Here is a 14,352-nt window from a genome sequence, read left to right as displayed (position 1 = left end):
GCTCCTGGTCACGTTACCGGTTCAGCAAGCGGGGTTAATGGCCGCCGATTTCTTGCACGGCCTGCTCGAGGGCGGCTTCCACGTCGGCCTCGGCCGACTCGGTGATGACCGACAGCGCGTTCGCCATCGGCTGCCAGACACGTCCCATCTCCGGGATGTTGGGCATCGGCTCGGAGTTCTGCAACGCGGCGCCGAAGCCGGCGACGATCGGGTCGTCACTGACCTGGGCGACCGCCGAGTTGGAGGCGGGGATGCGGCCGGAGAGTTGGGCGAGCGACACCTGAGCCGCGGGCCGCACGAGCCACTTGGCGAGGTTCGCTGCGTTGACCTTTTTGGTGCTGAATTCGTTGAGCAGCACGCCCTGCACTCCCATGAAGCCGCTCCACTCGGAGCCGTCTTCGCGCGGCGGGACCGGCATCACGGAGACAGGTATGCCGGCCTCGCGGAAGCCTGCTATGGCCCACGGGCCGTCGTAGGTCATCGCCAAGGCGCCGTCGATGAAGAGGCCGTTGGCAACGTTGTAATCGGTACCGGCCGGGATGAGACCGTAGTCGAAGCGAAGCGCCTGCAATTCCTCGCCGCCCCGGATAGCGCCCTCGTTGGCCAGGCCGACGTCGCTCGGGTCGAGGTCGCCGCCCGCATCCCTGCCGAAGACGTAACCGCCGAACGAGTGCAGCCAGTTGTACGAGTAGTAGAAGTTGTTGATGTCGTACATGAACCCGAACGTCTCCCCGTTCGTGTTCGCCTGCGCTACCTCGATCATCTCCTCGTAGGTCTCCGGTGCCTCTGGCACGAGGTCGGTGTTGATGATGAGGGCGGGACCTTCCACGTACATTGGCAGGCCGAACAGCTTCCCGCCGAAGGTGTAGGCGAGGCGAGCCTGCTCTGAGAGGTCGGCGAGATAACTGTCGGTAGCGTAGGAGCTCATGTCCTCGAGTACGCCGCCTACCGCCATCTCCCCGATCTGGTCGTGGGGGACGCCTACCAGCAGGTCGCCGGCCTGGCCGGCGGGGGCCGAGAGGAGCATCTGTTCACGCAGCTCGCCCAGCGCCAGGCGGACGATCTCCACTTCGACGCCGAAAGCGTCGCTGAACGATGCCGTCTCCTGCTGCAACCACTCCAGGGACTGGTCGGCGAGGGTCGTCCATACCGTGACGCTCTGGGCAGTCGCGATTCCTCCCAGGGCGAACACCGCCAGCAGGGAGATGAGGGCTTTCTTCACTTCTTGCTCCTTTCGAGTGGCGTCCCACGACGGTCCTCGCGAACGAGCAAGGCGTTCGCGTTCAGGTCCCGAACAGTTCGGTACGCACGCAGATTCTACCCAGCAGGGGAGGCGGGTGTAAATACGGCCGATTGACCATTTCGAAGGTCAGTTGCGGTAGTAGCGTCCGTCCGTACCGCGCCGCACCAACCCGGCCATCTCCAGCCTGCTCAGCCGGGCCAGCAGGCTGGGAGCGGGCAGTCCGGAGACCGCGGCTATGGCGTCGAAGGTGGCTCCGGCGGTGAAGAGCGAACCGTCGTCGCCGAGCTCCACGATCGGCTCCTCCTCGCGTTCCTGAACGCCGAGTCCGAGCTCGGCCGCGACCTCGGCCGAAGAGAGCAGAGGCGTCGCTCCGTCCAGCAGCAGCGGCAGGCTTCCGGCAACCCGGGGATCTCCCGGTCGGCCCGGCATCACGAACAGAGTGCGACCCTGCTCGTTGGCGAACTCTGCCGTCGTGAGGGCGCCCGAACCCTTCCCCGCCTCGATCACGGCGACGGCGCGAGAGAGGCCGCTTATCAGCCTGTTACGACCCACGAAGAAGGCCCGCTGCGGTGAACTCCCCGGAGGGTGCTCGCTGACCAGGCAGCCGCGTTCGCAGAGGGCGAGCGCCAGCTGCCGGTTCACCGGAGGATGCACCCCGTCCAGCCCGCCCGCCAGGACGCCTATCCCCACGCCCTCGCCCTCCACAACGGCCCGGTGCGCCTCGGCATCTATCCCGATCGCCAGGCCGCTCACTATTACGGCTCCAGCAGAGGAGAGTTCGGCCGCGAGCCGGTAGCTGAAGGCCAATCCCTGGTTGCTGGCCTTCCTGGTCCCGACGATCGCGACACTCCTCTGGAGTGGCAGGTCGGACAGCGAACGGCCCCGCACGTAGAGGACGGGCGGGGCATCGAAGATCGCGGCCAGCATGGCAGGGTAGTCGGGGGTGTCGAGGGCGAGGATCTCGATGCCCGCCTCGTCACACCTGGGCAACAGGCCCTGGAGACGGTCCGTCATCCACTCGCTCCTGGCTACCTCCCACAGCTCGCCCGCCACCCCGGATCCCTCCCACGCTCGCCGCGAGGCATGGTAGGCCGCCAGAAGCGTCCCGAACGCGTCACGGAGCTTAACCGTCTTCCTGAGCCCGAGTCGGGGCGTGAGGGCCAGCCTGAGGGCAGCCTCCTTCGGGTCGTTCACGCCGCAGACTACCCAGCAGGCGGCGGGTGCTGTTCCCGCCGCTGGGCAACGGCCCGCAGGCGCTGAGGGATGGCCGAGCCGCAGGGCTATTCCGACGCCGACGCCACCCGAACTCTCCAGCCGGACGGCAGGAAGCGCGGGCCTGGGCGGCGTACCCCGATCCGAACGTCGCCGGCTAGCGGGAGCACCGGCCTCTATACTTGGGCGCGAGTCGCGAGGCGGAGTAGGCCGCCACGGGTTCGCGGGAGGGAGCGAACATGCTGTTCCGCAACCGCCACGAAGCAGGGGAGAAGTTGGCCGACGCCCTCGTCGAGCAGGGAGTCACGGGAGCCGAGCCGCTGGTTCTCGGCCTGCCCCGGGGTGGCGTGCCGGTAGCGGCCCCCGTCGCCAGGAGGCTGGGAGCGCCGCTCGATGTCCTGGTGGTCCGCAAGCTGGGTCTCCCCGGCCACAGCGAACTCGCCATGGGTGCCGTCGCCGCCGGCGGCGTGCGGGTGCTGAACGCTGAGATCGTCAGCGCCTTCGCTGTCGACCCGAGCGTGATCGAGTCGGTGACCGAACGCGAGCTCGCAGAGCTGGAGAGGCGCGAGAAACTCTACCGAGGCGACCGGCAGCCGCTGCCACTGGAGGGCCGCGAGGTCGTCCTCGTCGACGACGGCCTGGCCACCGGGGCGACCATGAGGGTCGCGGTCGAAGCCCTGCGGCTCCGCCAAGTAGAGCGGATCGTGGTTGCCGTGCCGGTCGCGGCCCCGGACGTGTGCGCGGCACTGGGTGCCCAGGCCGATGCCGCGGTCTGCCTGGAGACGCCCCGCGACTTCAACGCCGTGGGCCGCTGGTACCGCGACTTCCCGCAGACGAGCGACGCAGAGGTACAGCGCCTTCTCGTCGACTCCGTCGCCCAGGACTGAGGCGCTCCCGCTCACCCGTCAGTGCAGCTTCCAGCGGCTCCCCTCGGCGCTGTCCTCGACCGTCACGCCCAGGTCGGCCAGGCGGTCCCGGATCGTATCTGCCGCTTGGAAGTCCCTCCGCAACCTCGCCTGATGTCGCTGCTCCAGCAGCAGGTCGATCACGCCTCCGAGTACCTCCTGATCGACCGTCTCGGCGGCGCCGTCCTCGACCGGGAACAGACCCAGCACGCCCACGAACAGGTCGTCGAAGAGCGAACGCGCCTCGGCGAGGTAGTCGCTCCCGGCTCCCGTCTCCAGCGTCCGGTTGATCTCGCGGGCGGCGTCGAACAGTGAGGCCACCGCCTGCGGCGTGTTGAGATCGTCGTTCATCGCCTCGGTGAAGCGATCCCGGTAGTGACCGAGCGTGCTGCCCGCCACCGCCCCTCCGGGCGCGTCTCTCAGTTGCCGGTAGAGGTCCTGCAGCCTGCGCAGGCCCTGGGTAGAGGAGAGGAGGCTCTCCTCGCTGAAGTCGGACACGCTCCGGTAGTGCGACCTGAGCAGATGGAAACGAACCGCCAGCGGGTCGTACTCGCGGAAGAGCTCGTCGAGCGCGACGACGAGACCCTTCGACTTGGCCATCTTCTCGCCGCCGAGGGTGAGCATGTTCCAGTGCATCCAGTAGCGGGCGAACGGCTTGCCTGCCGCCCTGGCCTGCGCAAGCTCGCACTCGTGGTGGGGGAAGATCAGGTCCAGGCCGCCGCCGTGGATATCGAACTCGTCGCCCAGGTATTTGGTGCTCATCGCCGAGCATTCCAGGTGCCAGCCCGGATAACCCGGACCCCACGGGCTGGGCCAGCGCATCAGGTGACCCTTCTCGGCCCTCTTCCAGAGTGCGAAGTCGCGCGGATCGCGCTTCTCCGAGCGGCTGTCGACGCGAGTGCCCTCGATCAGGTCGTCGGGATCCCTGCCCGAGAGTTCACCGTACGGTTCCCAATCGGAGACGTCGAAGTAGACGCTTCCCTCCGATTCGTACGCTACCCCCTGCTCGATCAGCTCCTGGATGAGGGAGATCTGTTCGGTGATGTGGCCGGTTGCTCTGGGCGTGATGTCAGGCTTCCTCACTCCCAGTCTGGCCATGGCGTTCTCGTACGACCAGAAGTACTTGTCGGCCACCTCCATCGGTTCGAGCTGCTCGAGTTTCGCCCGCTTGAGCAGCTTGTCCTCGCCGTCGTCGCTGTCGTCGGTCAGGTGCCCGACGTCGGTGATGTTGGAGACGAGCCGAACCCGGTAACCGAGGTGTTCGAGCCAGCGCCTCAGCACGTCGAAGACGACCGGACCGCGGGCGTGGCCCAGGTGCGGGTCGGAGTAGACGGTGGGTCCGCAGTAGTAGATGCCCGCGTAGCCAGGCGTGATCGGCTCGAAGGTCTCCTTGCGGCGGGTCATGCTGTTGTAGATTTCCAGCGCCATGGGTTACCTCGTAGAGCTATACCGTAGCGGCGTACTGGCCGCAACTCTGCTGTCGTTCGATGGAGTGGGGACCGCCTAGAGGCAGGACCGAACTGCAGACGGACATCGCTGCCGGGTCATCGGCTGGCGCTGATCGCGGTCGCTGGCGTCCACGTTCACGAGTCTAGCACCCGAACTCCTCCCGGACCGCTATGGCGGCGCCGCGGACCGGCTCGTCCCTCGCTTACACTCGCCTCATGGCGCACCGGACCGCGGCCAGAGTCGCCCGACTGGAGGAAACCGTGAAAGGTTCGCGGTTCCTGGCGTTCGTCAGGCCGCTTGCTTGCCCGGAAGAGTTCGAAGGTTGGCTGGCCGGGCTGCGCGACGAGCACGGGGACGCGAGCCACCACTGCTGGGCCTACCGGTTCGGCGCCGACATGCGCTTCTCGGATGACGGGGAACCGGGAGGCACCGCCGGCAGGCCGATGCTGGAGGTGCTCCTCAAGCGTGATCTCGATCGGCTCGGAGTGGTGGTCGTCCGCTACTTCGGAGGCACCAAACTGGGGGCAGGCGGCCTGGTACGGGCATACGGCGGGGCCGTAGCGAAGGCGCTCGACGAGGCGGGCGAGAAGCTCGTCGAAGACGTGGAGTCCCTGGAGGTACACGTCCCGTTCGCGCTGGTCGATGCGCTGCACAGGCTGCTCGCGCAGACCCGACAGGCACGCACGACAGCTGAGCAGTTCGACGGCAGCGGCTGGCGCGTGCGGCTCGAGGTGCCGGCGACCGAAGCGGCCGACTTCCGGGCGAGGTTGGCCGACCTGACTCGCGGTGCGGCCACCGTCGGAACCGCGCTGGAGGAGGGCTCGGGATGAGGCGTTGGTTCTGTTTCCCCCTTCTGCTCGCTCTGCTGAGCGGTTGCTTGCCCGCATCGGCCCCCGATCCCGGTCTCGAGGTGGCGATCGTCAACGCTCCCGCCGGAGAGCGCGCGCCGTTCCTGGCCGAGCGCTTGCAGGAGGAGATCCTCGGCCTACCGGGCTGCTGCTCGTTCGGCTTGATCCGTCCTGCGCCGCTCCGGTTCCAGGAGACCCACCGCGACATGTTCGGGAGCCGGGCAGCGCCGGCGGCGGCGTCGATAGCCAGGAGTCTGGGCGCCGAGGTGGCGGTGATGGCGGCGGCACCGCGCTTCGAGCGTTCGGTGGAGCGGGTGAGGGGCGGCCGCCACGTGACCGGGGTCGTCAGGGTGAACGCCACGGTCATCGACGCCTCGACCGGCATGCCGTTGGGGTCGGCCGGTTCGCTGACCTTCCGGGGGGCACGGTTCGTGCCGGGTGATCGACCGCTGCCCGAACCCGACGAGGATCCTTTGATGATCGCCCTCACCGAGGAGGCGGCGCGCGACCTGGCTCCGCAGCTGACAGCCCTGCTCTCCGGCCTCTCCCGCGAGTCAGGTAGCGTCCGCTAGCGGAAGTAGTTCCTGATTATCTCCTGGTACTCGAGCGGGATCCGTCCCTCGGTGACGGCGCTCTCCACCTCGCGAGCGTACTCTCCGGGCGCACGTCCCGCCGGTAGCTGGACCTCGTCACCACCCGGCAGCTGGATGGTGCCCCCTTCGCTCAACGGCCCCTCGCGCAGCTCGCCGCGCAGCTGCAGGTTCTCTCCGCCCAGCTGTCCGGCCCGCCCCGCATCCTGCTGCGCAGAGGGCAAAGCGCCAGCGCCCTGGCCCTGCCCCTGCTGTTCTGCGCCCGCTGGCGACTCTCCCGGTCCGGCTGCCGGCTCGTCGCCGCCCTCCTCCAGCCGCTCCTCGCCGGGCCCGCCGCCTTCCGGTTGCTCCCCCTCGCCCGGCAGCTGCTCGCCGCTATCCTCGTTCTCGTTGCTGCCAGCCGGAGCGAACGGATTGCGCGGTTCCTGTCGGCCGCCCTGCCCCCCAGACTCCCCAGGCTCCTCACCTTCGTTGCCGCCCTGCTCCGCGGGCCGATCGCCTTCGCCCTCCCCCGGCTGGCCCTCTCCGGAGCGACGCTCTCCCTGCCCGCCCGGGCGCTCCTGACCCGGTCGTGGGGCCGCGCCGGCAGGCGTTCGTCCAGCCCCTTGCTCATCACCCGCGTCCTGCTCCTCCGCCAGAGACTCGGGCCGTTCGCGGATGCCCTGGAGGTAGCGCTCCAACGCTTCCCGCTCGCCGCCCTGACCGTCGCCCTGCGCTTCCGCTTCCTCGCCCTGCTCCTCGTCCGGCGAGCCGTCAGGGGTGCGGCCCAGGCGGGTGGTCTCCTCGCCGGGCAGGTTGGGAACTGGCTCCTCGGCCTCCTCGTCGGAATCCTCGCCTGCGGCCGGGGCGGGCACGGTTGCGCCAGGGGGCAGTTGCCCACCCAGCGAACCGCCTTCACCGCTCAGGGGCAACGCCGGGAGCAGGAGCACACCCAGCGCCAGCGCCAGGAGCGGTAGCCACCAGGCGGAGTGTTCGGGTCGCTCGACGCGGGCCAGGCTCGCGTCGGCCCTGGCCGCCACGGCAGGTGCGAAGCCGTACGGGTCCTCGCCATCTCCGATCTCCAGCGCGGTCTGGTAGGCGAGTCCCGCCCGGTCGCTTATCCAGCGCAGCGCCCACTCGGTGCTCCCGCGGAGCGGTACCAGCCAGGCCAGGGCGAAGGCGGCCGCCACCGAAACGGCCCGGACGGTAAGGTCGAAGCCCAGCAGCCAACCGACGATGGCCGCTGCGAGGGCGAGGAGCGCGCCACGGAACAGGTGGCGGTGACGGTCGCGCGCCCGGGCGAGCCGGTTGTGCGCGTCGAGGTCACGGCTGGCCGGGACGTTCTCACGCTGCCGGCGGCTGCGGCTTATCACCTGTGGGGCGCTCCTCGGCTCCGGTGCTCCAGATGCAGGCCCCTGGCCAGCGCGATGATCAGCGCTGTGGTGGCGGAACCCAGGAGGGCGAGGTGAGCCCAGGAAACCCGTACGGCCGCGGTGAACGGGTTCAACAGGTTGAGCCCCAGGCCCACGTCGAGAGCGACCATGCCGGCGAGGGCCGCGGGTACCGCGATGGGGACGAGCGGCTGCAACCGAAGCAGACCCAGGAACTTACCCAGCAGCAGGCCCAGCCCGTACATGGCCAGCGCGGTGAGCGCAGGCAGGGGGACGACCCAGGGCAGCGGGGTGGCTGGGTAGCTGGCGGCATAGGCGGCCAGTTCGAGCGGCAGCGCCAGCAGTGCGAAGAGGCCGAGCATCGCCGCGGTGAGCGCTTGCTCGGCTGGACTGGCGGCCGCCTTCGAGGCGCCGTAGCCGAGCCCGAGGAGCCCCAGCGCAGCGGCCCGGGTGTAGGCGAGCGTGAACCAGGCGTCGTTGACCGGAGTCGAGTCGGTGGGCCAGGCGGCCATCAGGGCGAAGAGCATCGCGATCAGGTAGAGCGCCAGGTATTGCTGAGCGTCCGGTTGCGCGACCCGCTGCGCGACTCTCCCGGCGAACTTCACAGGCTGCCTCCCGGGTGCGGCGGCAAGGCGACCAGGTAGCGGCTGCCGTCGTGCGCGACGGCCGTGCCCGCTGGCAACAGCTCGAGGAGATCGCCGTAGGCCTCCGGCGATGCCAGCTCCTCGGAGGGCGCGGCATCGCGGACCGTTCCCGGTTCGAGCGGCGGCTGGGGCCCGAGCCCCAGGACGAGCACCTGGCGAAGCGTGGTGGGCCCCTGGTTCTCCAGCTTGCCGTTCGACCAGCGCAGAGATCCGTTGGCGATAGCCGGCTTGCCCAATAGCAACTGCCGCTGCCACCGTTCGAGAGTGAGGGTGGTGGTGCCTTCGCCGACTTCGTAGGCGACCCGCTCCCCTAGTCGCATCTGGGCATCTACGACTACCTCTCCGCCGGGCAGGGACCGGATCGCGAGGCTCGGGACGGAGAGCCCGAGACCACCGGTCGAGATCACCAGCGTGCGCTCCTCCTCGAGGACCGCCTGTTCAGGACGCAGCACCAGCCAGCCGGCGAAGGCGGTGAGTGCGGCGACTACCAGTGCCGCTGAGACGCCGGCCGGCCCGCCGAACCGCAACAGCAGCAGGACGGCGAGGGAGTAGAGCGCTCCCGCAGCGACGATCGTCATGCGTGAGAGGTGCGGCCCCTCGGCCTCCTCGCCTCCGCTCAACAGAGCGGTGGCCGCCCCCTGCACCGGGAAACCCTGGTACCTGGCCAGGGCCGGCCCGACTCCTTCTCTGCCCGTGCTGACGATCCAGCCGGCGCCCAGCCGGTGTACCGAGCCGCTTCCGTAAACCTGCTCGAGCGCCCGGTGACTGGGGGGCAGGGGACCCGCGAGGATCACCACGGCCCCAGCGGTGGCCGCCCGAACGACCGACTCGAGGGTAGGAGCCGTGGCGGTACCATCGACGATCAGGGCCGCCACGCCCGAGTACGCGGCCGCACCTTGGGGAAGCTCGCCGGCGACGACCTCGAGCGCCCGGGCGGTGGGGGGCAGCGACGCGAGCCAGCCACCCGGTTCGTTGGAGAGGAGCAGTGTGAGGGGCCGATCGTCCCTCAGCCGGGGATCGAGGCTTCCCGAGGCGATCGTCCGGTCGGCCGAACGGAGACTCCAGGTGAGCGAGGTCCAGGCAGGGATGAAGACTTCGTCCTCGAAGACGGTCAGGCCTCTGCTGCTGCCGATGGAGGCGCTGTAGACGAGGGGGATGCTGCCGCTGCGGAGGGAGCCCTGGTCGATGCGGAGGTCGAACTCGACGGGGGGAAGGTCGCGAAGCACCAGCCGCAACTGGTTCCAGCTGTTCTCGACCACCGCGCCGCTTATACCCAGTTCGAAGTCGACCTGGTCGGCGGAGTAACGGTCGGCCGGCTGGGCGAACGCCACCGCCGACAGTAGCACCAGCAGCGGCATCAGCGCCTTGCGGCTTCGTTGCATCACTCAGAGTCTACCGACTCTGACGCGCCCCCATCGTGTCGTCCCCGGAGCCGGGGAGGAAGACTATGGCGCTCACGATGTGCCGTTCGTGAACCCGGTTCAGGACCTTGCCGGCCGCGAACAGGGTGGCGCTCGAGCCGCTGTCGAGGCGCATCGCGTCCTCGGCGCCAAGGGAGAGGAAGAGCGGCACCAGGTCGACCGCTCGCATGTTCTCGGCGACGAGGAAGAGCACTGTACCGTCGGGCCGGATGCCCACCGCGGCCTGCTGAGTGTAGGCGTCGAGGATCCGCTCGCCCCGCGAGAACTCCTCGAGGTGCGGTTGGAACGCGCTCAGGCCGTCCTCCACCAGGAGTGGACCCGCCTCGACAGCGTAACGAACCGCCTGGAAGGCGTCCGGCTCGAAGTCCACCTCGATACCCGCCACCTCTCCGGGATCGATGAGCGCGAGTTCCCGGTCGTCCGGCGGGTAGACGACGACGAAGCCGTTGGGCGGCACTCGGACCGGTCCCACCCGGTTGGCCACGATCCGTCCGTGCTGAGCGACGAGAGCGCCCTTGCGGGGGCTGCCGGCGAGCGCTCCCGGCACGGTGCGCACCTGTACGCCGTCGCCGTTGGCCGGGGTCTCACGGCGGTAGATCCGGCCGTCCACCCGTACGTTGACGCTGGCGGTCACCCGATCCATAACCGGACCGGCGTAGCCGAAGCCGATGCTCGCCCGGTTGCGGGAGGGGAGCGACTGCAGGCCGTAGTCGACTCTCAGGAGGCCGATGGTCTGGAAGGTGCTGGTATCGAAGTAGCCGCCGTTGATGGCGGCGAACGCTCCGCTCGCCAACTCGGAGAGGGTGCGGGCGACCTCGCTGGTGCCCACGACCCGGAACTCGCCGGCAGAGGGATCGATCTCCAGCAGATGGACGAGGCTTTCGCCCACCGGGGTCTGGGCGCCGAACGTCCGGTAGACGACGCCTTCGGTCAGCACTTCGGTGGTGGAGGGGTAGTGTCGCTGGCGCAGCGGAACGAGATCCACGACGAGCCTGGTGGGCTCCTCGAGGGTGAAGACCTCGTAGCTGAGGGCGGGACCGCGCAGTTCCAGGGCGGTGCCCAGCGGCGTGTCGACGAGGGTGACGTCGATCCCGTGATACGGATCGGGTTGCTCTCGTGGTGGCTTGGTGTCGGGTAGTCGGAGGGTGAGGGGCTCATCCTCCTCCAGGCGGCCGCGACCTTCGAGGTGGCGCAGCGGCCGGGCGCTGCTCAGGTGGGGCAGATCGACGACGATGCGAACCTGCGAGTCACCGCCGAAGCGTACCTCTGCCCCGCCTGGAGCGCGCCAGGGGCTCTCCTCGGAAGCGGCCGGCAGCTCCGCTACCGGTTCGCCTTCGAGACCGAGGCGCGCCAGGTTGTGAGCGTCGAGGTAGAGCGCGTCGCCAGCCAGCAGCGGGGCCTCGCTGGTGCTTCCCGAGAGCCAGCCGAGTCCGAGGATGAACGTGTCCTCGATCAGGTCGCCGCGGATCGTAACCGCCTCGGCCGAGAGATCGACGCGCCCCGGCGGAACGCGGTAGAGGTCGTTATTGGAGTCTGGTGTCTGTCCGAACGCGGTCAGGGCCAGCAGCATTGCCAGCAGCGTGGGGGCTAGGCGCGGCACGTACTCGAGTTTCGGTTGCGACGGCCTTAGGTTCATGAGATGAGGGCCGGTTGTGACCAACTTTACGCGGGCCGCCCGCTCCCGCTCCTACCCCTGGGGGGTGTCGTGCAGCAGCGCCAGCAGAGGTTCCAGTTCCACAGCGGAGCCCAGGACGTGCCCCAGGCCCAGCGCCAGACGGTGGGCCTGGTAGTCGAGCAGGTTGAAGGTCAGGGCGCCCACGTTGAGCGCCTGCTGCCTCAGCGCGCTCACCCGCTCGGCCCGGAGATCTATCAGGCAGAGGTGGGGCCCCATCGCCTCCTTGGGCACGTCGGCCAACGGGTCCACCCTCACCAGGAGATCGGCCTCGGCGAGGAACCCGTCGACCCGCGGGTCGCTGTGGGCGCTGGCGACGACGGTCGTTGTAGCCGCCAGTTTGGTAGCGCTCCGCTCTGCCGCTGGGCGGTCATCGGCGAGTATGACTATCTGTGCGACCCCCATGCTGGAAAGCTCCCTGGCGATCGCCGCCGCTCGCTTACCGGCCCCGAGCAGCACCGCCCTGGCCCCACGGCCGTCCCAGTCGGCCGCAGCCAGCAGCGATCCGACCGCCCGCCCCGCGTTGTATTCGCCGATGAGTCCCCCGGCGGCGACGCTTACCGTGTCGATCGCACCGAGCTCCTTGGCGTCGAGGCTGGTTCTCTCGAGGAGGCCGGAGGCGGCCTGCTCGAACTCGTCGCCCAGGAGCAGCACGCCGGCGAACTCGAGCGGCACCAGGCCTTGCAGGACCGACTCCACGGGTCCGTCCTGGAGCGGGTGGAGGTGGAATCGGCCCAGCGGGTCGCGAAACCTGGTGAGGGCGTGGTGGAGGTCGTGGTCGCGGCCGAGGACGCCGACAATTTGCATGGCCACAAGTATATCCGCAGCGCGCAGATCGGCCATTTCGCCCCTGTGATACATTGCGGCCATGGAAGCAGTACGGAGTACCGGAGGCATGAACGGCGGCGCTCGGAACGGCATAGCGCTGCGAACGCCTCACGCCGGCTGAGCGACCGGCCGAACGCTGCTCCGACCGACCGGGAACAACACAACCCCTGAACAAGACGAGGTGCTACTCATGCAAGTGATCCTTCCCGACGGCAAACGTCTGGAGGTCCCGGAGGGGGCCAACGGACTACAAGTGGCAGAGGCGATAGGGCCGGGCCTGGCCCGCGCGGCACTGGGAGTGAAGGTAGAGGGCCAGCTCGCCGACCTGCTCACCCCGATAGCCGACGGAGCGCACGTCTCGGTCCTCACCAACCGGGACGAGGAGTGGATCCGGCTCGCTCGGCACACTCTCGCGCACGTGATGGCGCAGGCGGTGCGCGAGTACTTCGTGGACCAGGGCTTCGATGCCGAGAGCGTAAAACTGGGCATAGGGCCGGTCATCGAGAACGGCTTCTACTACGACTTCGACCTCCCGCGGAACCTCACAGCCGAAGAACTGACCGAGATCGAGGATCGGATGCGGAAGATCGTCGAGGCCGACCTCGACCTGCGGCGTTACGAACTGCCGCGGGCCCGCGCCCTCGAGCGATACCGGAGCCTGGGCGACCCGTACAAGGTGGAACTGATCGACGACCTCCCCGAGGATGCGCCGTTGAGCTTCTACGAGCAGGGCGGAGAAGCGGGCTTCACCGACCTCTGCCGCGGTCCCCACCTGCCCCGAACCGGGCTCATCCCCAAGCACTTCAAGCTGATGAGCCTGGCCGGCGCCTACTGGCGCGGGGACGAGAGCAGGCCGATGCTGCAGCGGGTCTACGGCGTGGCGTTCGCTACCAGGGAGGAACTCGAGCACCACCTGTGGCAGCTGGAGGAGGCCAGGAAGCGCGACCACCGCAAGCTCGGCGCGGAACTCGAGCTCTTCACCCTCGACGAGGACATCGGGCCGGGTCTTCCTCTGTGGCTGCCGCGGGGCGCGGTGATGGCCGACGAGATCGAGGAACTCGCCAAGGAGGTCGAGTGGAAGGCGGGCTATCAGCGAGTTCGCACTCCTCACCTGAGCAAGGAGCAGCTCTTCATCAAGAGCGGTCACCTCGAGCACTACGAGGAGGACATGTTCCCGCCCATGGTTCTGGACGACGTCCGTTACTTCGTCAAGCCGATGAACTGCCCCTTCCACCACAAGATCTACGCCAGCCGGCCGCGCAGCTACCGCGAACTGCCGCTGCGTCTGGCCGAGTACGGCACGTGCTATCGCTACGAGGATCATGGCGCCCTGATGGGCCTCATGCGGGTCCGGAGCCTGCAGATGAACGACGCCCACATCTACTGCAGCGAAGAGCAGTTCGAGAGCGAATTCATGCAAGTCATCGGCCTCTACCTCGAGTACTTCGAACTCTTCGGGATAGACGAGTACGTCATGCGCCTCTCGAAGCACAGCAAGGAGGGGCTGGGCAAGAAGTACGTGAACGAGCCCGAGCTGTGGGAGAAGACCGAAGAGATGGTGAGGCGGGCCCTCGTCAACGGCGGCATCAACTTCGTCGAGGCCGAGGACGAGGCGGCTTTCTACGGCCCCAAGATCGACGTGCAGATAACCAGCGCCATCGGCCGCGAGTTCACGCTGGCGACCAATCAGGTCGATTTCGCTCAGCCGGCCCGCTTCGGCCTGGAGTTCGTGGACGACAGTGGAGCCCGCCGCACCCCCCTCTGCCTCCACAGAGCGCCGCTCTCGACACACGAGCGGTTGATCGGCTTCCTGATCGAGCATTTCGCCGGCGACTTCCCGCTGTGGCTTGCGCCCGAACAGGTACGGATAGTCCCGATCGCCGACCGCCACCTCTCGGGCGCTCACGAGATCGCCGAGCAGCTGAAGGCGGTGAGACTCCGCTCCACCGTCGATGAGCGACCCGAGCGGATGAACGCCAAGGTCCGCGATGCCGAGCTGCTCAAGGTCCCCTACACGGTGATCGTCGGGGACCAGGAGCTCGAAGCGGGAACCATCTCGTTCCGTTCCCGCAAGGAGCCCAACCGCAACGGTGTTGCCCGTGACGCCTTCATCGAGCACCTCCGTTCGCACGCCCGGAGCCGCGCTCGCGAGGTGACGCCGCTGGGCTGA

General features: G+C 68.6%; 12 protein-coding genes. 4 read left to right on the top strand and 8 right to left on the bottom strand.

Annotated features, from left to right (window positions below):
• Window positions 1-34: 34 nt before the first annotated feature.
• Window positions 35-1,222, bottom strand: coding sequence for a maltose ABC transporter substrate-binding protein (locus VF168_10760; GenBank protein ID HEX7004653.1), 1,188 nt, complete (start codon window positions 1,220-1,222; stop codon window positions 35-37).
• 147 nt (window positions 1,223-1,369) lie between these two features.
• Complete coding sequence (gene dprA / locus VF168_10755; GenBank protein HEX7004652.1) at window positions 1,370-2,437, bottom strand: DNA-processing protein DprA; 1,068 nt, start codon at window positions 2,435-2,437, stop codon at window positions 1,370-1,372.
• A 257-nt stretch (window positions 2,438-2,694) separates the two neighbouring features.
• Here dprA and VF168_10750 point away from each other — a divergent pair, with 257 nt between their 5' ends.
• Complete coding sequence (locus VF168_10750; protein HEX7004651.1) at window positions 2,695-3,342, top strand: phosphoribosyltransferase; 648 nt, start codon at window positions 2,695-2,697, stop codon at window positions 3,340-3,342.
• 18 nt (window positions 3,343-3,360) lie between these two features.
• On the opposite strand, the gene cysS is transcribed toward VF168_10750, so the two are convergent.
• The gene (cysS, locus tag VF168_10745; protein HEX7004650.1) at window positions 3,361-4,788 is read right to left on the bottom strand and encodes a cysteine--tRNA ligase; all 1,428 of its coding nucleotides are present in this window, start codon (window positions 4,786-4,788) and stop codon (window positions 3,361-3,363) included.
• A gap of 236 nt (window positions 4,789-5,024) precedes the next feature.
• On the opposite strand from cysS, the gene VF168_10740 reads away from it, so the two are divergent.
• Window positions 5,025-5,639: a YigZ family protein gene (locus VF168_10740; GenBank protein HEX7004649.1), complete on the top strand. Its 615-nt coding sequence runs from the start codon at window positions 5,025-5,027 to the stop codon at window positions 5,637-5,639.
• Window positions 5,636-6,229: a hypothetical protein gene (locus VF168_10735; GenBank protein ID HEX7004648.1), complete on the top strand. Its 594-nt coding sequence runs from the start codon at window positions 5,636-5,638 to the stop codon at window positions 6,227-6,229. The genes VF168_10740 and VF168_10735 overlap by 4 nt, the downstream gene beginning before the upstream one ends.
• Here the strand turns inward: VF168_10735 and VF168_10730 are convergent.
• From VF168_10730 to VF168_10710, 5 genes are all read right to left on the bottom strand, one after another.
• A complete protein-coding gene (locus tag VF168_10730; protein HEX7004647.1) occupies window positions 6,226-7,599 on the bottom strand; it encodes a hypothetical protein in 1,374 nt (457 codons plus the stop codon). The genes VF168_10735 and VF168_10730 overlap by 4 nt on opposite strands.
• Complete coding sequence (locus tag VF168_10725; protein ID HEX7004646.1) at window positions 7,596-8,222, bottom strand: hypothetical protein; 627 nt, start codon at window positions 8,220-8,222, stop codon at window positions 7,596-7,598. Before VF168_10725 ends, VF168_10730 begins: the two co-directional genes overlap by 4 nt.
• Window positions 8,219-9,643 (bottom strand): hypothetical protein, encoded by a 1,425-nt coding sequence (locus tag VF168_10720; protein HEX7004645.1) that lies wholly within the window; start codon window positions 9,641-9,643, stop codon window positions 8,219-8,221. The genes VF168_10725 and VF168_10720 overlap by 4 nt, the downstream gene beginning before the upstream one ends.
• A gap of 10 nt (window positions 9,644-9,653) precedes the next feature.
• A complete protein-coding gene (locus VF168_10715) occupies window positions 9,654-11,282 on the bottom strand; it encodes a phosphodiester glycosidase family protein (GenBank protein ID HEX7004644.1) in 1,629 nt (542 codons plus the stop codon).
• Window positions 11,283-11,369: 87 nt separating this feature from the next.
• Entirely contained in the window at window positions 11,370-12,161 is a 792-nt protein-coding gene (locus tag VF168_10710; protein ID HEX7004643.1) for a hypothetical protein, read from the bottom strand.
• Between the two features lie 211 nt (window positions 12,162-12,372).
• Here VF168_10710 and thrS point away from each other — a divergent pair, with 211 nt between their 5' ends.
• On the top strand, window positions 12,373-14,352 hold the full coding sequence (gene thrS, locus VF168_10705; protein HEX7004642.1) for a threonine--tRNA ligase: 1,980 nt from the start codon (window positions 12,373-12,375) through the stop codon (window positions 14,350-14,352).

The sequence above is a fragment of the Trueperaceae bacterium genome, assembly GCA_036381595.1.
GTDB lineage: Bacteria > Deinococcota > Deinococci > Deinococcales > Trueperaceae > DASVCN01.
Note: the sequence above shows the minus strand (reverse complement) of the source record. Positions and strands in the feature narration are given on the sequence as shown.